This is a genomic window from Nocardiopsis suaedae, from assembly GCF_027706745.1.
GTDB lineage: Bacteria > Actinomycetota > Actinomycetes > Streptosporangiales > Streptosporangiaceae > Nocardiopsis_A > Nocardiopsis_A suaedae.
The window spans coordinates 65,971-83,925 of record NZ_JAQFWP010000014.1; the positions used below are offsets into that span (position 1 = coordinate 65,971).

The 17,955-nt window shown below is 71.6% G+C and carries 17 protein-coding genes; 7 read left to right on the plus strand and 10 right to left on the minus strand.

Annotated elements, in window-relative coordinates:
* Positions 1-27: 27 nt before the first annotated feature.
* Complete coding sequence (locus O4U47_RS10025) at positions 28-1,359, plus strand: MFS transporter (protein ID WP_270677449.1); 1,332 nt, start codon at positions 28-30, stop codon at positions 1,357-1,359.
* 232 nt (positions 1,360-1,591) lie between these two features.
* On the opposite strand, the gene O4U47_RS10030 is transcribed toward O4U47_RS10025, so the two are convergent.
* The 6 genes from O4U47_RS10030 to O4U47_RS10055 all read right to left on the minus strand — a co-directional run bounded on the left by O4U47_RS10030 (position 1,592) and on the right by O4U47_RS10055 (position 7,347).
* Positions 1,592-2,710 (minus strand): methyltransferase domain-containing protein, encoded by a 1,119-nt coding sequence (locus O4U47_RS10030; RefSeq protein ID WP_270677502.1) that lies wholly within the window; start codon positions 2,708-2,710, stop codon positions 1,592-1,594.
* Positions 2,711-3,096: 386 nt separating this feature from the next.
* Positions 3,097-3,612, minus strand: a complete 516-nt coding sequence (locus O4U47_RS10035) for a GNAT family N-acetyltransferase (RefSeq protein WP_270677450.1) — start codon at positions 3,610-3,612, stop codon at positions 3,097-3,099.
* Positions 3,613-3,623: 11 nt separating this feature from the next.
* On the minus strand, positions 3,624-5,204 hold the full coding sequence (locus O4U47_RS10040) for an asparagine synthase-related protein (protein WP_270677451.1): 1,581 nt from the start codon (positions 5,202-5,204) through the stop codon (positions 3,624-3,626).
* Between the two features lie 42 nt (positions 5,205-5,246).
* Positions 5,247-5,405, minus strand: coding sequence for a hypothetical protein (locus O4U47_RS10045; protein ID WP_270677452.1), 159 nt, complete (start codon positions 5,403-5,405; stop codon positions 5,247-5,249).
* Between the two features lie 121 nt (positions 5,406-5,526).
* A complete protein-coding gene (locus tag O4U47_RS10050) occupies positions 5,527-6,726 on the minus strand; it encodes a tetratricopeptide repeat protein (protein WP_270677453.1) in 1,200 nt (399 codons plus the stop codon).
* A gap of 261 nt (positions 6,727-6,987) precedes the next feature.
* Positions 6,988-7,347: a hypothetical protein gene (locus O4U47_RS10055; protein WP_270677454.1), complete on the minus strand. Its 360-nt coding sequence runs from the start codon at positions 7,345-7,347 to the stop codon at positions 6,988-6,990.
* 77 nt (positions 7,348-7,424) lie between these two features.
* Here O4U47_RS10055 and O4U47_RS10060 point away from each other — a divergent pair, with 77 nt between their 5' ends.
* Both O4U47_RS10060 and O4U47_RS10065 read left to right on the plus strand, forming a co-directional pair.
* Complete coding sequence (locus tag O4U47_RS10060; RefSeq protein WP_270677455.1) at positions 7,425-8,204, plus strand: helix-turn-helix domain-containing protein; 780 nt, start codon at positions 7,425-7,427, stop codon at positions 8,202-8,204.
* Entirely contained in the window at positions 8,201-8,377 is a 177-nt protein-coding gene (locus tag O4U47_RS10065) for a DUF397 domain-containing protein (RefSeq protein WP_270677456.1), read from the plus strand. Before O4U47_RS10060 ends, O4U47_RS10065 begins: the two co-directional genes overlap by 4 nt.
* Positions 8,378-8,477: 100 nt before the next feature.
* On the opposite strand, the gene O4U47_RS10070 is transcribed toward O4U47_RS10065, so the two are convergent.
* The gene (locus O4U47_RS10070; protein ID WP_270677457.1) at positions 8,478-9,170 is read right to left on the minus strand and encodes a TetR/AcrR family transcriptional regulator; all 693 of its coding nucleotides are present in this window, start codon (positions 9,168-9,170) and stop codon (positions 8,478-8,480) included.
* Positions 9,171-9,382: 212 nt separating this feature from the next.
* Positions 9,383-11,029, minus strand: coding sequence for a glycoside hydrolase family 10 protein (locus O4U47_RS10075; protein ID WP_270677458.1), 1,647 nt, complete (start codon positions 11,027-11,029; stop codon positions 9,383-9,385).
* A 294-nt stretch (positions 11,030-11,323) separates the two neighbouring features.
* Between O4U47_RS10075 and O4U47_RS10080 the strand changes: the two genes are divergently transcribed.
* The gene (locus O4U47_RS10080; RefSeq protein WP_270677459.1) at positions 11,324-12,361 is read left to right on the plus strand and encodes a phosphotransferase family protein; all 1,038 of its coding nucleotides are present in this window, start codon (positions 11,324-11,326) and stop codon (positions 12,359-12,361) included.
* Here O4U47_RS10080 and O4U47_RS10085 read toward each other — a convergent pair.
* Positions 12,339-13,382, minus strand: coding sequence for a glutathione S-transferase family protein (locus O4U47_RS10085; RefSeq protein WP_270677460.1), 1,044 nt, complete (start codon positions 13,380-13,382; stop codon positions 12,339-12,341). The two genes, O4U47_RS10080 and O4U47_RS10085, sit on opposite strands and share 23 nt — an antisense overlap.
* Before the next feature lie 260 nt (positions 13,383-13,642).
* On the opposite strand from O4U47_RS10085, the gene fabG reads away from it, so the two are divergent.
* The 3 genes from fabG to O4U47_RS10100 all read left to right on the plus strand — a co-directional run bounded on the left by fabG (position 13,643) and on the right by O4U47_RS10100 (position 16,238).
* Positions 13,643-14,347, plus strand: coding sequence for a 3-oxoacyl-[acyl-carrier-protein] reductase (gene fabG / locus O4U47_RS10090; RefSeq protein WP_270677461.1), 705 nt, complete (start codon positions 13,643-13,645; stop codon positions 14,345-14,347).
* 175 nt (positions 14,348-14,522) lie between these two features.
* Positions 14,523-15,287: an enoyl-ACP reductase FabI gene (gene fabI, locus O4U47_RS10095; RefSeq protein ID WP_270677462.1), complete on the plus strand. Its 765-nt coding sequence runs from the start codon at positions 14,523-14,525 to the stop codon at positions 15,285-15,287.
* Positions 15,288-15,485: 198 nt separating this feature from the next.
* Positions 15,486-16,238, plus strand: coding sequence for an SDR family NAD(P)-dependent oxidoreductase (locus O4U47_RS10100; RefSeq protein WP_270677463.1), 753 nt, complete (start codon positions 15,486-15,488; stop codon positions 16,236-16,238).
* Positions 16,239-16,308: 70 nt separating this feature from the next.
* On the opposite strand, the gene O4U47_RS10105 is transcribed toward O4U47_RS10100, so the two are convergent.
* On the minus strand, positions 16,309-17,928 hold the full coding sequence (locus tag O4U47_RS10105; protein WP_270677464.1) for an AMP-binding protein: 1,620 nt from the start codon (positions 17,926-17,928) through the stop codon (positions 16,309-16,311).
* Positions 17,929-17,955: the final 27 nt, after the last annotated feature.

The following is a 17,955-nucleotide window of genomic DNA, read 5'->3' on the forward strand; positions in this document are numbered from 1 at the left end:
TCCCATCCCCTGCCGAGGAGGACCGGCATGACCGCTGACCCCCCGACCCCTTCCTCCGCCCCCGGGCTCGACGTGCCCCTGCGCACGCGCCGGGTCGTCGCCGGTGCGGCGGCCGCCACCGCCACCGTCGAGTGGTACGAGTTCTTCGTCTTCAGCGTCGCCGCCGCCCTGGTGTTCGGCTCGCTCTTCTTCCCCGAGTTCAGCCCGGTCGCCGGGGTCCTCGCGTCCTTCGCCACCTTCGCCGTCGGCTTCCTCGCCCGCCCCCTGGGCGGGATCATCGGCGGCCAGCTGGGCGACACCTACGGCCGCAAGCCCGTCCTGGTGTGGGCGCTGGTGGGGATGGGCGCCGCCACCACCGCCATCGGGCTGCTTCCCTCCTACGAGGCCGTCGGCATCGCCGCCCCCGTGGCCCTGGTCGTGCTGCGCCTGGTCCAGGGCATCGCCGTGGGCATGCAGTGGGGCGGCGCCGCACTCCTGGCGACCGAGTACGCCCCCGAGGGCCGCCGCGGCCTGTACGGCAGCCTGGTCCAGATGGGCGTGCCGCTCGGGCTCGTCGCCGCCTACGGCGTCTACTTCACGGTCAGCTTCGCCACCGGCGACGGGTCCTTCGCAGCCTGGGGGTGGCGGATCCCGTTCCTGATCGGCGTCTTCGTCCTGGTCCTGGCCTGGCTGATCCACCGCAACGTCGAGGAGACGCCCGAGTTCCGCCGCTCCGCCGCCGAAAGGACCCGGCAGGGCTCGCCCCTGCGCGACGTCCTGCGCTCCCACAAGGCCACGGTGCTGCTGGCCGCGGGCAGTTTCGCTGTAAATACCGCTACGTTCTACATTTTGATCACCGGGATCCTGGACTACGCGACACGGGAACTCGGGATGGACCGGGTGCACGTGCTCGCGGTGGCCCTGGCGCTCAGCCTGTTCCAGCTCCCGTTGATGCCGATCGCCGCGTCGGTGTCCGACCGGATCGGGCGCATCCGCGTCTACACGTTCGGGATCGTGGGGCTCTGCCTGTGGGCGGTGCCGCTGTTCCTCCTCGTGGACACCGGCGACATCGTGCTCATGGCGGTCGGGATGTTCGTCGCGGGAGTCTTCCTGAGCATCATGTACGCCCCGCAGGCCGCCCTGTTCGCCGAACTGTTCTCCGCCGAGGTGCGCTACACCGGCGCCTCGCTCGGCTACCAGATCGCCTCGGTGGTCGGCGGCGGGTTCGCCCCGTTCGCGATGGTGGCCCTCCTCAGCACGGCGGGCACGTCGATGGCGGTGTCGGCCTACCTGATCGCCCTGGGCCTGGTGGCCCTGCTGTCGGTGGGCCTGCTGGTCCGCGGCCGCTGCGCCCGCGAAGAGGCCGGCGCCGAAGGATGACCCGGGCGGATGCGGTCGGCACCCGGAAGGCCGCGCGTCAGGTGTTCCGCGTCCCGGCTCCGGCCGGGGCGCGGGACCGGCGGCCACGGCCGGGGCAGCGTGCTCTCCCATGAGCTGGAGTGGCTGGTGGTGGCCGGGCCGTGGTGGGAACGCTGACGGCGGCTTGGCGTTCCCGCAGGGGTTTTGCCTGGTCGGGACAGCAACCGTAGTCGTCCCCTTGAGATCAGGGGATTCAGACCGTGGGGGCGAGGCGCCAGCGTCGCCCGGAAGTGGGGGAGCCGTGCCAGACATACTGCTCATCAGGGGTCACGGTCACACCGAAGCTCGACCAGGACGGCCGCCCCTGTTCAACCCACCAGCGGTACGAGTCCTCCAGATCGCTCCAAAGACGCCTCGGACCGACCTGGGAGCAGGTGAACCCTTCCCCGTCTGACTCGGTGTCCACTTCGGCCCTTGAGCCGTCCCGGTCCTCGATCAGGAGCAACGCGGAACCGTCCTCCCTCAGGATCCGGGCGACTCGGCTGGTGCCGAGGACGAGCTGGGCAAGGAAGGCGGACTTCTGATCGTCGAAGACTTCTGCCCCGAGGAACGACGTGTGGGTGTCGCCCTCCTCCTCGTCGTCGATCTCGGCCTGCTCCGGCTGCGCCTCATGGCGCGCCGGAATGAACCCCGCCCAGTCGTCCAGAAACCTGCCCTCGGCTCCGTCCGGACCCGTGTGAAGCTTCAGCATCGCCCCGCCGGCCATGCCCGCCAGGTTCGTCAAGATGATGCCCCCGTCGTTCACCTGGCCCAGCCAGGCCGCAGGCACGAAGGGGAAGGCCGTGGTGCCGATGATCCGGTCGTAGGGAGCCGACTCCGGGTAGCCCTTGTGCCCGTCGAATGCCGCGGTGGTGGGGGCGTAGCCGAGCGACTTCAGGCGGGCCGTGGCCCTGGATACGAGCCTGGGGGATACGTCGATCGACGTCAGGTGCACCGAGCCGATCAGGTGGCTGAGCACGGCCGGGTTGTAGCCCGACCCGGTCCCGATCTCCAAGACCCGGGTGGACTCGCTCAGGTCGAACGCTTCGATCATCCGCGCGATCAGGCCGGGCATGGTCGAGGAGCTGGTCCATCGTCCCCTTCCCGTGCCTTCGGGAAGGGCTTCATCGAGGGGGAGTCCGTTGATCTCGATGATCAGCGACTCGTTGGAGTAGACGTGCTTCTCCCACTCGTCGCGCTGATCCCGGTCGTCCCTCGACACCCTCCTGTACCGGGTTCCCGATGGAGTGTTCTCGTGGAGCGCGAACTCCGGCACGAGGACTCCACGATCGATGCTCTGAAGCGCGTCTTCCAGTGGGCTCCCTGCCTCCACCTCCAAGACAGCCCCTTCTCAAGCAGGTCACCGATCGACTCAACGATCGGAAGTTCACAATGGTCGGCCAGCCAAGCCCATTGGCCGTTGGGATTCAGCTCCAGGAACGTCCACTCCCCGCCGGGGGACACGACGAAGTCGGCGGCCCCGAAGACAAGACCGAAAGCGGACATGTAACGCCCCAGGGCGGCGGATACGCGCTCCGGGACTTCGACGACTTCGTAGCGGTGTGAGGAGCCATGTCGGGGGAGCCGCCGTGCAGGGGCACCAGCGCGACCTACAGGATCGCCTCGTGCTCCTTAGTCCTGGGCGCCGGTGTCTTCCAGGTCCACGGCCACCAGCGGCGCCCGGGTCCACGGCCGGCCCTGCACAGCGTCCCTCTTTCCTCAGGCCTCAGTCATCCCGAGCCGTCCCAGGTCGAGGCGTTCGGCCCTGCGCGCGAGCAGGTAGAGGCGTCCCGCACTTCGCTCCTGCTCCTTGACCAGGGCGAATCCCTGAGTCCTGTAGTACGTGACCAGCTCGGGGAAGAAACACCCCCGCCGGACCCACGTGCGGCCCTGCCGCGCCGCCCGGTCCACCGCCCACAGCGCGATCAACGTCCCGGGCCTGTGCTCCCGATAGGCGGGATCGGTCACGGTCGTGAACAGGTACAGCGCAGGCTCCGCGGCCTCCTCGGGGGTCCAGTCCTTGGGGGGTGCCTGGTCCATGACGGTGGTGCAGCCGACGATGCGCCCGCCGTTTTCGAGGACCCACATGGTGCCGCTTCCGGCCTGTCCGGCGAGGTCTTCGACCTCCTCGCGCCAGGACTCCAGTCCGCGCCGTTCCTGCCAGTCGCAGCGCGCGGCGATCATCTTCGCGACGTCGGCGGTGTCGGCCGCGGTGGCGGGGCGCATGGTGAACATGGCGTGTCCTCTCAACGGCCGAGGAACGCCTCGGCGCTCATGTGCAGGCTCAGCACTTCCAGGATCTTCCCGTCCCGCTCTTCGCTGTAGGCCCCCGTGGTCAGGTCCTCCACCGCCGAGCGCAGCCCGTCCGGGTCGACCAACCCGTCCTCGAACAGCGGCGACCCGTCGGCCAGCATACGAGCGAACAGGTCCGGCGCGTGGCTCGTCAGCGCGTGCTCGACGACCTCGGCGAAGGACTCCCGCTCGACCGGGTGTACGACGTCCTCGCTCATGCCCAGCGACGCCAGGCGCCGCCGCTGCACCTGTTTCAACTCGCGCCAGGCGAACGGCAACTGCTCGCCGAGCTCGACCATCGCGGGGTCGGCGAACGGGTGCACCGGCCACAGCCCCTCCCGCAGCAGGATCGGCGCGGTGGTCTCCAACGACAGCAGCGTCATGGAGTTCACCCGCGCAGGGGGCGCGATCCCGTCGTCGGCGGACTCCAGCACCTCCCGTGCGCGCGGCCCGACCCAGGGCAGGATCAGGGCGTCGCCGATGTTTCCGGGCCCCTCGTGCGGCTCTTCGTCCTGGGTGAGGGCGACCATCTCGTCGCCGCCGAGGCCGGTCACGACCGTGCGGGCGCCGGCCTGGGCGACCGCACGCGCCATCACGGTGAACGGGTGGTGCAAGGGGTCCTCCGTCGGCGAGACCACGTCCCCGGCGCCCCACCGGCACCCGGGCGCCAACGGCGGATACTCCATGGCGTCGATGACGAGATCAGGGTCGGCGAACCGCACGCGCCTACGCATCTCGGCGCGGCGCCGGATCTGCTGCTTTCGCCCCGGCCCACCGATCAGCAGGGTCGCCGTGGGGAAAAGGCCGGGGTACCGCTCGGCCGCGCGGGTGGCCACAGTGCCCGAGTCGAACCCGCCGGTCAGGTGGAACAGGGTGGTGGACTCGGCCCAGGGGCGCCGGTCCAGCGCCGCGTCCATGGTCGCCATGAACGCCCCCACGACGTCGGCGTCCGGTGCCAGCCGACGAGGGGTCCGGTGTAAGGCGGGCTCGGGGTAGCTGATCCACAGGGCCCCGCCGAAGTGCGCGACGGCGCGCTCGGTGAGCCGGTGCACCCCCTTGAACAGGGTGTCGGTGCTGTAGCGGGGCCGATAGATCAGCAGGCGGGCCGCCTCTTTCGGGTTGATCCCGGTGATGTGCTCGCGCAAGTCCGCCATGTCCCAGGACCCGACCAGGGACGTGCCGTCGGTGGCCAGATACAAGGGGGTCGTCCGGGCCGAGCCAGCGGTGACGCGCACCGGCTGGTCGGGCTCGGTCTCAACGAGCACGAAGTCGGTCGGCCAACCGGCGGCGGCGTCGCGCGCCTGGTCGTACTCGGCGCGGGTGACGTGGCGGACGCCGGGGGAACAGGCCGGGCGGTCCGCGACGCGCTCACGGACCATGAGCAGGGTCCGGCGCCCGTCCGTGGCGGCCAGGTGCTCGACCATCGGGTGGTCGACGGGGGTCAACCGGCTGTGCTGGTCGAGCGTGCTGAAGCACGCCCCGGACCAGGTCCACGCCGGGTTTTCGCTGTAGGGGGTCAACCTGATGCGCAACATGGAGGGCTCCGGGGCGTGCGTCGGGTTCAGCGCTTCAGGTGGTCAGCGCTTCATGGTGTCGTAGGTCTTGGCGCCGTCGGAGGAGCCCGACGACTTCTTGTACTCGTGGCTCTGCTCGGCGCTCTGGATCACCGAGCGGGCGGCCGTGGCGAACAGGTCGACCGCTGGCGCGGTGTCGGGCGGGGGCGTGAAGTCGGGCAACGTCCCTCCTGTGGTGGTCGGTGTTCCGGTGTTCCTGCCCGGCGGTGCAGCCCGCCTGGCAGGTGTCGCCCGTCTACCTATCGGGGCGACGTTGGTCCCCGCGGGCCCCGGGCGGGGGATGTTAGGAGCCGCGCGGGTGGTCACGGGCTTTGGGCGACTCGGCGCGGCGGTAGTACCGGTGGGCGTGGTGGCGGTGGGCGGCCGTGCCGTTCGCGTCGCCGCTGTCGGTGGCGAGGTCGGCGAGCAGGGTGTAGGCGTCTCCGGCGACCTCCCATGCGCCGATCTGGTGGGCGTGGTCGGCGGCCCGCATGGCGGCCTCCTCGGCGGCCGATGTGGAGCCCGCGGACATGTGGGTGGCGGCGATGAGGTAGCGGGTGCGGGCGACCATGTACTCGTCGGCCCGGTGGTGGTGCCACGCGAGGACCTGCCCCAGCTCTTCGAGGGCGTCGCCGGGGCGGCCGAGCTGCCGGTAGCACTCCGCCAGGTGGCGCCGCATGACGATCTGCCCGCGCTCCCGGTCGAGCTGGTCCCACTTGGCCAGGCCGTGCAGGTAGAAGGTCTCGGCGAGGGCGGGCCGCGCCCGGTCCAAGGCGATGCTGCCCAGCGTTTCCAGGCACGAGGCGGCTTCGGCGTCCTGCCCGGCTGCGACGGCGTCCTCGTAGGCGTCCGTCGCTATGTCTTCGGCCTGGTCAACGTCGCCCATGACCACGAGCCCCGATGCGTGGGCGCGTGCCATCTTCACCGCCGATGCCGTGTTCCCGGTGTCGTGGGCGGCGCGGGCGGCGGTCTCGTACACCCGCACCCAGGTGGTGGGGTGGCGCCGGTGGATCAGCCATGCCCACATGGCCTCGGCGAGGTGCCAGCACTGGCTGTTGAGTCCGAGGCGGCGGGCGTGGTCCACCACCTCGGGGAGCGTGGGGCGCCGGTGGTCGAACCACTCCAGCGCCTCGGGGCGTGTGGGGGCGGGGCCGGGGTGCGGGTGCTGGTAGTGCGGGGACAGTACCGGCCGGTGGGGGTTCAGGACCCTGTCGTGGCGGGCGGCCCGCTGGGCGTAGTCATCGAGGACCCGGCCGAACACGGCGCGTTCATCGTCGCGGTCGAGGCCGCTTCGCGCCTGCTCGTATACCTCCGGGCGGGTGAACATCCACCGCCCGTGGTCAAGTCGGTCGAGGGTGGACAAAGCTGTGAGCAGGTCCAGGGCCTCTGAGGCGTCGTCGAACCCGATGCCGAGGGCGGCTGCGGCGGTGTGCCCGTCGAACGGGGTGTGCGGGTGGGCGGCCAGGCAGGTGAGCTGGGCGTGCTGCTCGGGGGTGAGATCCATGCGGGAGCTTTCTAGAGGTAGTGGCGGCGTGCGGGGCGGCCTATCGGTTTCCGAGCGGTGAGGAGCCCGGCACTCTGCGGGGAAGGGGCGGCCGGGTCGCTGGTGCGGGAGCCGGGGCGGGGTTGCGCCGGGGTGCCGTGAGCCGCGCCAGCTCCTCTGCCGCCCCCCGGACGGCAGAGGAAGGCGGGCGGGTGGGTTCGTTCGGGCACGCTGTGTGGGGTTTGGGCACCACGTGCCCACACCAGTGGCACCACTTCACGGTTACGCGGCGTCGGCGGGAGCCCCGGTGGGCCCCGCCGGTGGCTGGCTGGCGATGACCGGGGCGAGCATGGCGGCGGCCGTGTCCGGGTCGGTGGAGGGCACCCGGGTGAAGGTGAGGTCCGCCGGGGCGATCGGTCCCCGGTCGGCGGGGTCGTCCCACACCCACGCGAGGGTCGGCACGCTCCGGGCGTCGGGTGCCAGGGCGACGACGACGGCGGTGGAGGGGGTGGCTCCGGCGCGCACGCACCACACGGGCGGGCCGGGGGAGAGGGTTCGGGTGTACACGCTGGTGTCCGTGGAGAGGCGGGCCGCGATTTCTCGGGCCGCTATCTCCGTCCACGGGTGTCCGTAGGCGTCCATGCGCCCAGCGTTGCCGGGTGCGGCCACATCCCCTAGGAACCGCTGAGAAACCACAAGAGAATGACTACGCTTGGGATATGCAGCCCTCCTCTTTCCCGGAAACGCTCAAAAAGTTGCGTGGCGGTGCAGGGGTCACGCAAGAGGACCTCGCCAAACTGAGCACCGTTTCCTCTAGTGCCATATGCCGGTGGGAAAAGGGGCAAAGCACCCCGAAGCGGCGCGATGACATCGAAAAAATCGACGCCGCACTGGGTGCCCAAGGCCAACTCATCAGGCTATGGTCGGCCTTGACCTCCGGCTCCACCCTCCCTCCCTGGATGCAAGGACCGGCAGAACTCGAAGAAGCGGCGTCCCGCATCGAATACCTGTCACCGGTACTCGTCCCAGGGCTACTGCAATGCCAGGAGTACGCGGAGCATGTCTTCCGCGAAGGGCAACCTCTCGGAGACGCCGCCGAGATCTCCCGGCTCGCCGTCGCGCGGTGCAACCGGTACGACCATCTTCGTCACGACCGGGACCCCTGGGTTACGGCGGTCTTCCCCGAATCGGCGCTGACAGGGATGCCGGAACAGACACGGCGAGCCCAGGCGAAGCACCTGCTCCAGCTCGCGGAACACCCCCGCACGTCACTCCACCTGGTTCCGAGCGGCACCCTGCTCGTAGGGATCACATCGCCAGTCCTCATGGTGCGCCTGGCCAGCGGGGGGAGAGCAGCGTCGTCGGACCATATTTCCGGTAACGTCCCGCTGGACGAACAAGTCGACTGGGACAGGCTGGACGAGCTCTCGAAGCGGGCCTTCGCGTCAGCACTCCCAACTGACCAGTCGCTATCCCTCCTAGGAGACCTGGCGCAATGAACGAGTGGCACAAGAGCACCTACAGCAACACCGGAGGTCAGTGTGTCGAGGTGCGGGAACGTCCCACAGGCGTCGATATGCGTGACACGCAGAACAGGGACGCCGGCCACCTGGCGCTCTCCGTCGCGGAGTGGGCAGCTCTGATTCAGGGAGCGCGCTCTGGCGAGCTGTAACCACCAATCCCAACGATGTGAAGCAAGCCCCATACCCGTCGGAAGACCCCGCGGTAGGTGTCCCGCGTCCCGGCTCCGGCCGGGGCGCGGAACGTTCCGGTCACGGCTGGGGCAGGTTTCCCACCGCCGCTGGGCCCGGGCCGTCGGGGCGGAGGGCGCTCAGTAGCAGATCGGCGTAGTGGTCGCCGATCTCGGCGGGGGCCAGTTCACCGTCGGGGCGGTACCAGGTGCTCAGGTGGTGCACCGACCCGAAGTAGAAGTCGACCACGATGTCGGCGGGCACCCGGTCGGTGAACACGCCCTCCCGCTGCCCCTCGGTGAGGAGCGAGCGGAACAGCTCGTGGTAGGTGCGGCGCTGGGACCGCACCTCGCGCTGCTTGCCCTCGCTGAGCTGGTGCAGGGACCGGAAGAAGATCGTGGCGTCGTCCAGGTTGGCGATGGTGGTCACCACGACGTCGGCCGCCGCGCGCCGCACCCGCTCGGCCACGGGGCCGCCCTCGGCGGCGATGGCCTCCAGGCGCTCCATCTGCATGCGCAGGACGCGGGAGTAGACCTCCGCCAGCAGATCGTCCTTGGAGTCGAAGTAGTGGTACATCGCGCCCTTGGTGACCCGGGCGGTCTCCACGATCTCCTGGACGGAGGTGCGGTCGAACCCTTTGTCGGCGAACAGGCGGGTCGCCACCGCCAGCAGCCGCTGCGGGACCGGGTTGTCGGGTGAGGCGGCGGCGATCAGCGCGGTGTCGGGCGCGGTCGCGGTCGGCTTGGCCCGACCGCCGCGGGTACGCACGGCCACGGCACGGCCTTTCTGTCGGGGGCGCGGACCGGGTGGTCCGACGGGCTGGTGGGCCTCGGGAAGGCTTGGGAACACAATAGACCGGTTGGATTGTTACCGGCCGGTCTGTTCGGTGGGATCCGTCACCGGAGGGGGCGGGAAGGCGCGGCAGGGGGCGGAAGGGGCCGTCACCCCCCCGGGCGGGTGACGGCCCCCGGGCTCGCGCCGTCCGGTCAGCGCACGTAGCGCAGCGTCGGGTGGCTCTCGTGGTGCAGGCGGTCCAGCGCCGTCACGTAGTACGTCCGGTCGCCGCCGCCCTGCGGGTCGGTGAACACCGTCTCCCCGTCGCCGGAGGCCCGAACGGTGCCGATCATGTTCCGCGGGTCCTTGAGGCCGCACCACCGGTCGCGGGGGTCCGGCTTCCCGTCGAACCCGTAGACCGCGTAGTAGGCCGGCGAGGAGCGCCCGTAGGAGCGGATCGTCAGCGCGGTGCCGTCCTCACCGGCCTCGGCGTCCGACACGTGCGGCGGCCACGGTGCCCGGCCGCCCAGGTCCTCCTTGACCGGGACCAGCGCCGGGGAGGAGTAGTGGTCCTCGACCACCCTCGCCATCGCCTCGCTCGCGTTGGTGCGCAGCGAGGTCGCGCTGAAGTAGACGTCCCCGCGGACGTTCGGGTACCGCCGGTTGAGGTCCAGGTGGCGGGAGAGCTCCCGCGGGTCGGACCAGGCCCCGTCCCGGCCCGCCTTGTAGGCCGCCTGCCCGATGTACAGGTGCACCCCGGTGCCGTCGACGGTCTCGGCCCACCAGGGGACCAGCTTCGCGTAGTCGGCGACCGGCAGCCCGATCTCCCAGTACACCTGCGGGTTGATGTAGTCCACCCAGCCCTCGCGCACCCACCTGCGGCTGTCGGCGAAGATGCCGCTGTAGGACTCGAAGCCGGAGGTGTCTGAGCCCTCGGGGTCGCTGGAGGCGTTGCGCCAGATCCCGAACGGGCTGATCCCGAACTTCACGTGCGGTTTGGCGGCGTGGACGGCCTCGTCCATCTCCTCGACCAGCCGGTTCACGTTGTCGCGCCGCCAGTCGCCGATGTCCTCGAAGCCGCCCCCGTACTCGGCGAAGGTGTCCTGGTCGGGGACCTCCTCACCGCCCGAGGGGTAGGGGTAGAAGTAGTCGTCGAAGTGGACGCCGTCCAGGTCGTAGTTCTCGACCGCGTCCATCATCGCGTCGATGACGAACGCGCGGACCTCGGGCACGCCCGGGTCGTAGTACAGGCGCCCGCCGTAGGAGAACACCCAGTCCGGGTTCCGCCGCGCCGGGTGGTCCCCGGCCAGCCGCTCGGGGTCGTCGTGCATGGCCACCCGGTAGGGGTTGAACCAGCCGTGGAACTCCAGGTTGCGCGCGTGCGCCTGCTCGACGGCGTAGGCGAGCGGGTCGTAGCCGGGGTCGCGCCCCTGCTCACCGGTCAGCCACTCGGACCAGGGCTCGTGCGGGGAGGGCCAGAACGCGTCGGCGGTCGGCCGGATCTGCACGAACACGGCGTTGAGCCCGTTCTCCTCGGCCTCGTCGTAGAGCGCGTCGAGCTCGTCGCGCTGCTCCTGCGGGCTGAGGCCGGGTTCGCTGGGCCAGTCGATGTTGACGACGCTCGCGATCCACTCGGCGCGCATCTGGCGCTTGGGCGGGGCGGCGGCCGGGGGTTCGCACCCGGCGCCGGGCGCTCCGGCGCCGTCGGCGGGTCCGGGGGAGGCCGACGCCGGGGGCGCGGCCGTGAGCGCTGCGGTCAGGAGGAAGGCGAGCGCGCCGCACACGGCGGCGGTTCGGGGGATGGGGGCCGCGGCCGCGTCGCGGGGCGACGGGCGGGCGGTCCGGTCGGGGCGGGCCAACGGGGGCTCCTTCCGCTCAGCGGTATGTGCAAAGTGTAGTGAATTCACTACACAGTGCGCGTGAGGTCGGGCGCCGCCCCTCGTGCGTGTCCGGCGCGGGGGAGACGCCGCGACTCCCTGCCGAACAGGGGTTAGTAAGAAACCTTCACGATCGTCGCCACGAACGCAATCCTTCTACAGCAGTTCGGGGCGGGTGGGGCGGATGGGGGAGGGGAGGTGCGGGGGCGGCGGCCCAGGACACAAACCAAGTGGTATGTTGGTTCGCCGACCGCCCACACCGAACGAGGAGCACGCGTGGACGACCGCGGCATGCCCCCGCCTGGACTGGACCCCGAACGCCTCCGCGCGCACCTGGACGCCGAGCGGCCGGGTCTGGCCGCCGGGCCGCTGACCGCACGGCTCATCGCCGGGGGCCGCTCCAACCTCACCTATGAGGTCTCCGACGGCTCCCGCCGGTTCGTCGTGCGCCGCCCCCCGCTCGGCCACGTCCTGCCCACCGCCCACGACATGGCGCGCGAGCACCGCGTGGTCAGCGCCCTGGCCCCCACCCCCGTGCCGGTCCCGCGCACCGAGCTGCTGTGCACCGACACCGACGTGCTCGGCGCCCCCTTCTACGTCATGGAGTACGTGGAGGGCACCCCCTACCGGACGGCCGACCAGCTGACCGAACTGGGCCCCGAGCGCACCCGGGCCGTCGTGCTCGACCTGGTCGACACCCTCGTGGCGCTGCACGCCGTCGACCCCGCCGGGGTGGGCCTGGAGGACTTCGGCCGCCCCGACGGGTTCCTGGAGCGCCAGGTCCGCCGGTGGGGCAAGCAGCTCGACGCCTCCCGCAGCCGCGACCTGCCCGGCGTCGACGAGCTGCGCTCGGGCCTGGCCGCCCGCATCCCCGCCTCGCCCGCCCCCGCCGTGGTGCACGGCGACTACCGGCTGGACAACGTCCTGGTCGCCTCCGAGGGCGGCGCCGACCGCATCACCGCCGTGCTGGACTGGGAGATGTCCACCCTCGGCGACCCGCTGACCGACCTGGCGCTGATCGCCGTCTACAGCGGAACCGAGGTGCCCTCGGTCCCGGGCGTGGGCGACGCCGCGGCCGCCGAGGGCTTCCCCGCCGTGGAGGAGCTGGTGGCCCGGTACGCCGAGCGCTCCGGGCGGGACGTGTCCGACTTCGACTGGTACGTCTCCTTCGCCTTCTTCAAGCTGGCGGTGATCCTGGAGGGCATCCACTTCCGCTTCACCCAGGGCAAGACCGTCGGGGGCGACTTCGCGCACATCGGCGAGGCCGTCCCCGGGCTGGTCGGCGCCGGGCTCAAGCGCCTGGGCGCGGGCTGACCACCCGCGGCCCCGCTCCGCCCCCGTCCCCCGCGCCCGTCCCGGCCCCGCCCAGGCGGGCGCGGCCGTGCGGGGCCGCGAAGTCGGGCAGCGGCCCTGCAGGCACGATGCGGCGCGGGTTCAGCGCCCCGTGGGTGATGTAGTAGTGCCGCCGGATGTGGTCGAAGTCGGTGGTGGAGCCGAACGCCGGGTGCGCGTACAGGTCCCGGGCGTAGCCCCACAGGTGCGGGTAGTCCTGCAGCCGCCGCAGGTTGGCCTTGAAGTGGGTGCCGTAGACGGTGTCGAAGCGCGCCAGCGTCGGCCACAGCCGCACATCGGCCATGGTGATCCGGTCCCCGGTCAGGTAGCGCCGGTCGGACAACCGCTCCTCCAGCCCGTCGAGCGCCTCGAAGAGCGCCGCCACCGCCTCGTCGTAAGCCTCCTGGGAGGGGGCGAAACCGCACTTGTACACCCCGTTGTTCACGGCGGCGTACAGGTGGCGGTCGAGCGCGTCGATCTCGTCCCGCAGCCCCGCCGGGTAGAGGTCGGTGCGGTCGCGCGCCCAGGCGTTGAAGCAGCCGTTCAGGTCCAGCGCGACCTCGTCGAACCGGTTGGAGACGATGCGCCGGGTGTCGGTGTCCCACAGCACCGGCACCGACACGTGCCCGTCGTACCCCGGCTCTGTGGCCTCGTACAGGTCGCGCAGCAGCGCGAAGTGCCCGACGGTGTCCGGGCCGTGCCCCGGCCCCTCGCGGAACGCCCACCCCCGGCCGTCCCGGACCGGGTCGACGACGGCGACGGAGAGCACGTCCTCGAGCCCCTTGAGCGCGCGCACGATGAGCGTGCGGTGCGCCCACGGGCAGGCGTAGGAGACGTACAGCCGGTAGCGCCCCGCCTCGGCGGGGAAGCGCTCGGAGCCGATCCGGCCGCCGAATCGGTAGGCAGGGCGCTCGAACGCGGCGCCCTTCGGGGCGGTCATGGAGCTTCCGTAGTCGCCGTAGCGGTCGAAGTCGACGGGGGCAGCGGTCGTGACGGTCGTCATCGTGGTCCTCCCCGGGGAACGCCTGGCTCCGCCCGGTGGCCGGCACCGGTGCGCGCCAGTCCCCCCATACCCGCTCTCCGCTGGGGCGACGCTGCGGGGACGCCCGGTACCCGCCCTGGGGACGGGCCGGAACGCGCCTTGGGGCCGACGGCGGCGGCCGCGGCGCCCGCGGTTCATATACCGGGCGGTAGCTCGATACTCTGCTGTCCGTTCTGACATGGTCTTACCGCGCTCAGCAGCGCGTACGGAGGTGCCCTTACATGTCCCGCTCGGCACTGGTCACCGGCGGCAGCCGGGGGATCGGTCTGGCCATCGCCCGTGAGCTCGCCGCCGCCGGGGACGACGTCGCCGTGACCTACCGGTCCGGTGAGCCGCCGGAAGGGCTGCTCGGCGTCCCCTGTGACATCACCGACACCGCCCAGGTCGACTCCGCGTTCAAACGCGTCGAGGAGGAGCAGGGCCCGGTCGAGGTGCTGGTGGCCAACGCCGGCATCACCAAGGACCAGCTCCTCGCGCTGATGAGCGAGGACGACTTCTCCTCGGTCCTGGAGACCAACCTGACCGGCACCTTCCGCGTCGCCAAGCGCGCCGTGCGCGGGATGATGCGCAAGCGCACCGGCCGGATCGTCCTCATCTCCTCGGTGGTGGGCCTGCTCGGCTCGGGCGGGCAGGCCAACTACGCCGCCTCCAAGGCCGGCCTCATCGGCTTCGGCCGCTCCCTGGCCCGCGAGCTCGGCTCCCGCAACATCACCGTCAACGTGGTCGCCCCCGGTTTCATCGAGACCGACATGACCGCGGGCCTGCCCGAAGACCGCCAGGCCGAGATCAAGAAGAACGTGCCGCTGGGCCGGTACGGCTCCACCGGGGAGATCGCCAAGACCGTCCGCTTCCTGGCCTCCGAGGACGCCGCCTACATCACCGGTGCGGTCATCCCGGTCGACGGCGGTCTGGGCATGGGCCACTAGGGCGTGTTTCTTGGATCGCTTTCGGCTCGCGACCACGCCCCTACTGCGCCGCTTCGCGATCATCGCGAAGCCGGCGCAGTAGGGGCGACGGCCGCTCGCTGATCGAAAAGCCTCCAATAGACACACCCTAGCCGCCCCCCCCGGCCGCACGCCCGAACACCTGACAAGGACTCACATGGGAATTCTCGAAGGCAAGCGCATCCTGGTCACCGGGGTGATCACGGACTCCTCGATCGCCTACCACGTCGCCCGGCTGTGCCAGGAGCAGGGCGCCACCGTCGTGCTCACCGGCTACGGCCGGCTGAGCCTGGTCGAGCGCATCGCCCAGCGCCTGCCCGACGCGCCGCCGGTGCTGGAGCTCGACGTCAATGACGAGGGGCACCTGGCCAGCCTCGCCGACCGGGTGCGCGAGCACGTGGACGGGATCGACGGCGTCGTGCACGCCATCGGCTTCACCCCGCAGTCCGGGCTGGGCGGCAACTTCCTCAACACCCCGTGGGAGGACGTGGCCAACGCCATGCACACCTCCGCCTTCTCCCTCAAGGCGCTCACCACCGCGGTGCTGCCCCTGATGAAGGACGGCGGGTCCGTCGTGGCCATGGACTTCGACAACAGCGTGTCCTACCCCATCTACGACTGGATGGGCGTGGCCAAGTCGGCGCTCACCTCCACCGCCCGCTACCTGGCCCGCTACCTGGGCGAGCACAAGGTGCGGGTGAACCTGGTCTCGGCCGGTCCGCTGCGCACCATGGCCGCGCGCAGCATCCCCGGCTTCGACGAGCTGGCCTCGCACTGGCCCGAGCGCGCCCCGCTGGGCTGGGACACCAACGACCCCGAGCCGGCCGCCCGCGCCGTGGTGGGGCTGCTGTCGGACTGGTTCCCCGCCACCACCGGCGAGATCGTGCACGTCGACGGCGGGTTCCACTCCACCGGGGCCTGACGCGCCCGGCCCGGTGTGGCGCGGCCCGGTGCGGTGCGGGTGCGGGACCGGAGGCTCCGTGCCCGGCGCGGTGACCCGGCGTAGCCTGGGGAAAGCCGGACTTCCACGCGGTGGGCGCCCCTCTGCAGAGGGGCGCCCACCGCCGCTTTCGCGGCCCTGACGGCGCCGCGGGACGACGAGGGGACGAGGAGAGGACACATGGATCTGGGACTCAAGGGCGCTCGCGCCGTGGTGACCGGCGCCAGCCGGGGCATCGGCCGCGCCATCGCGGGGGTCCTCGCCGAGGAGGGCGCCGACCTGGCGGTGTGCGCGCGCTCGGCCGGGCCGCTGGCCGAGGCGGCCGAAGACCTGCGCGCCACCGGCGCCACCGTGGTCGAGGGCGCGATCGACGTGGCCGACCCCGGCGCCCTGCGCGCCTTCCTGGACCGGGCCGCCGACGGGCTCGGCGGGATCGACGTGCTGGTGTCCAACGTCTCGGCGGGCGGTTCGGCCGACTGGGAGGCGGGGTTCGCCACCGACGTGATGCCGTTCGTGACCATGGCCGAGCACGCCCGCCCGTACCTGGCCGCCTCCGAGCGCGGCGGGTCGGTGGTCCTGGTGTCCACCACCTCGGCCCTGCACAGCGGGCCGCCGTCGGGCCCGAACGCCTACGGCGCCCTGAAGGCCGCCCTCAACCACCACGCCGCCGCGCTCGCGCGCACCCTGCCCGCCGAGGGCGTCCGGGTGAACACGGTCTCCCCGGGGCCGATCGAGTTCCCGGGCGGGAGCTGGGCGCGGCGCAAGGAGGACGCGCCCGCGTTCTACGACTCCATCCGCGACGCGATCCCGATGGGGCGCTTGGGCGCCCCCGAGGAGGTGGCGCGCGCCGTGGCGTTCCTGGCGAGCCCGGCCTCCTCCTTCACCTCCGGCGCCAACCTGGTGGTCGACGGAGGCTTCGTGGACCGGGTGTGACCGGTGCTGGGCCGGGGCGCGGCCGCCCCGCCCCCGTGCGGAAAGCGGGGGGCGGCCGCGCCCCGGCCGGTCAGGCGACCCCCAGCTCCCGGGCGGCCCACTCGCGGAGTTCGACCTTGCGGACCTTGCCGCTGACGGTCATGGGGAAGGACTCCACGGCCCGCACGTGGCGCGGGACCTTGTAGTGGGCCAGCCGCCCCTCGCAGAAGGCGGCGATCTCCTCCCGCGTGGGCGGATCGGCGGGGTCGGCCGGCAGCACGCACGCCGCCAGCTCCTCGCCGTACTTGGCGTCGGGGACGCCCACCACCTGCACGTCGGCCACCTTGGGGTGGGTGTGCAGGAACTCCTCGATCTCGCGCGGGTAGACGTTCTCCCCGCCGCGGATCACCATGTCCTTGATCCGCCCGACGATGGACACGTAGCCGTCCTCGCGCATCACCGCCAGGTCGCCGGTGTGCATCCACCGGGCCGCGTCGATGACCTCGGCGGTGCGCTCGGGCTCGTCCCAGTAGCCCAGCATCACCGAGTAGCCGCGGGTGCACAGCTCCCCGGCCTGGCCGCGGGGCAGCACGGTGCCGGTGGCCGGGTCCACCACCTTGACCTCCACGTGCGGCATCACCCGGCCGACCGTCCCGGTGCGGCGCTCCAGGTCGTCGTCGACCCGGGTCTGGGTGGACACCGGCGAGGTCTCGGTCATGCCGTAGCAGATGGCCACCTCGGACATGTTCATCTCCGCCACCACCCGCTTCATGATCTCCACCGGGCAGGGCGACCCCGCCATGATGCCGGTGCGCAGGCTCGACAGGTCGTACCCGGCGAAGCCGGGGTCGCCCAGCTCGGCGACGAACATGGTGGGCACCCCGTACAGCGAGGTGGCGCGCTCGGCCGCGACCGCGGACAGCGTCGCCGCCGGGTCGAATGCCGGGGCCGGGATGATCGTGCAGGCCCCGTGGCTGGTCGCCGCCAGGTTGCCCATGACCATGCCGAAGCAGTGGTAGAAGGGCACCGGCAGGCAGATCCGGTCGTGCTCGGTGTAGCCCAGCAGCTCGCCGACGAAGAACCCGTTGTTGACGATGTTGTGGTGGGAGAGCGTCGCACCCTTGGGGAACCCGGTCGTGCCCGAGGTGTACTGGATGTTGATCGGGTCGTCGGCGGACAGCACGGCGGCCCGCTCGGTCAGCTCCTGCGGGGCCACGTAGTCGGCCCCGGCCAGCAGCTCGTCCCATGTGGGGTCGTCGAAGAAGACGAGCTCGCGCAGTGCGGGCGCGGAGGAGCGGGCCTCCTCGGCCATGGCCCTGTAGTCGCTGCCCTTGTGCTCCTGGGCCGAGACCAGCATGCGCACGCCCGCCTGGCGCAGGACGAACTCCAGTTCGCTGCGCCTGTAGGCCGGGTTGATGTTGACCAGGACGGCACCCATCTTGGCGGTGGCGTACTGCACGAGGGTCCACTCGGCGCGGTTGGGAGCCCAGATGCCGACCCGCTCTCCCACGGCCACCCCGGCGGCCATCAGCGCGCGGGCGGCGCGGTCCACCTGGGCGCCGAACTCGGCGTAGGTCCACCGCAGGCCCTGGGCGACGTCGACGACCGCCTCACGGTCGGGGTGCGCGGCGACCGCACGGTCGAGGTTCTCCCCGATGGTGTCGCCCAACAGCGGGGTCTGCGCTATTCCGCAGGCGTAGGACTTCGACATGCTCCGCTCCTCAACGCGTTTGCCGCC

Coding starts and splice junctions, on each gene's coding strand:
- fabI (WP_270677462.1), top strand. CDS start 14,523: ATGGGAATTCTCGAAGGCAAGCGCATCCTGGTCACCGGGGTGATCACG.
- O4U47_RS10105 (WP_270677464.1), bottom strand. CDS start 17,928: ATGTCGAAGTCCTACGCCTGCGGAATAGCGCAGACCCCGCTGTTGGGC.
- O4U47_RS10055 (WP_270677454.1), bottom strand. CDS start 7,347: ATGGACGCCTACGGACACCCGTGGACGGAGATAGCGGCCCGAGAAATC.
- O4U47_RS10040 (WP_270677451.1), bottom strand. CDS start 5,204: ATGTTGCGCATCAGGTTGACCCCCTACAGCGAAAACCCGGCGTGGACC.
- O4U47_RS10025 (WP_270677449.1), top strand. CDS start 28: ATGACCGCTGACCCCCCGACCCCTTCCTCCGCCCCCGGGCTCGACGTG.
- O4U47_RS10035 (WP_270677450.1), bottom strand. CDS start 3,612: ATGTTCACCATGCGCCCCGCCACCGCGGCCGACACCGCCGACGTCGCG.
- O4U47_RS10065 (WP_270677456.1), top strand. CDS start 8,201: ATGAACGAGTGGCACAAGAGCACCTACAGCAACACCGGAGGTCAGTGT.
- O4U47_RS10050 (WP_270677453.1), bottom strand. CDS start 6,726: ATGGATCTCACCCCCGAGCAGCACGCCCAGCTCACCTGCCTGGCCGCC.
- fabG (WP_270677461.1), top strand. CDS start 13,643: ATGTCCCGCTCGGCACTGGTCACCGGCGGCAGCCGGGGGATCGGTCTG.
- O4U47_RS10100 (WP_270677463.1), top strand. CDS start 15,486: ATGGATCTGGGACTCAAGGGCGCTCGCGCCGTGGTGACCGGCGCCAGC.
- O4U47_RS10060 (WP_270677455.1), top strand. CDS start 7,425: ATGCAGCCCTCCTCTTTCCCGGAAACGCTCAAAAAGTTGCGTGGCGGT.
- O4U47_RS10085 (WP_270677460.1), bottom strand. CDS start 13,382: ATGACGACCGTCACGACCGCTGCCCCCGTCGACTTCGACCGCTACGGC.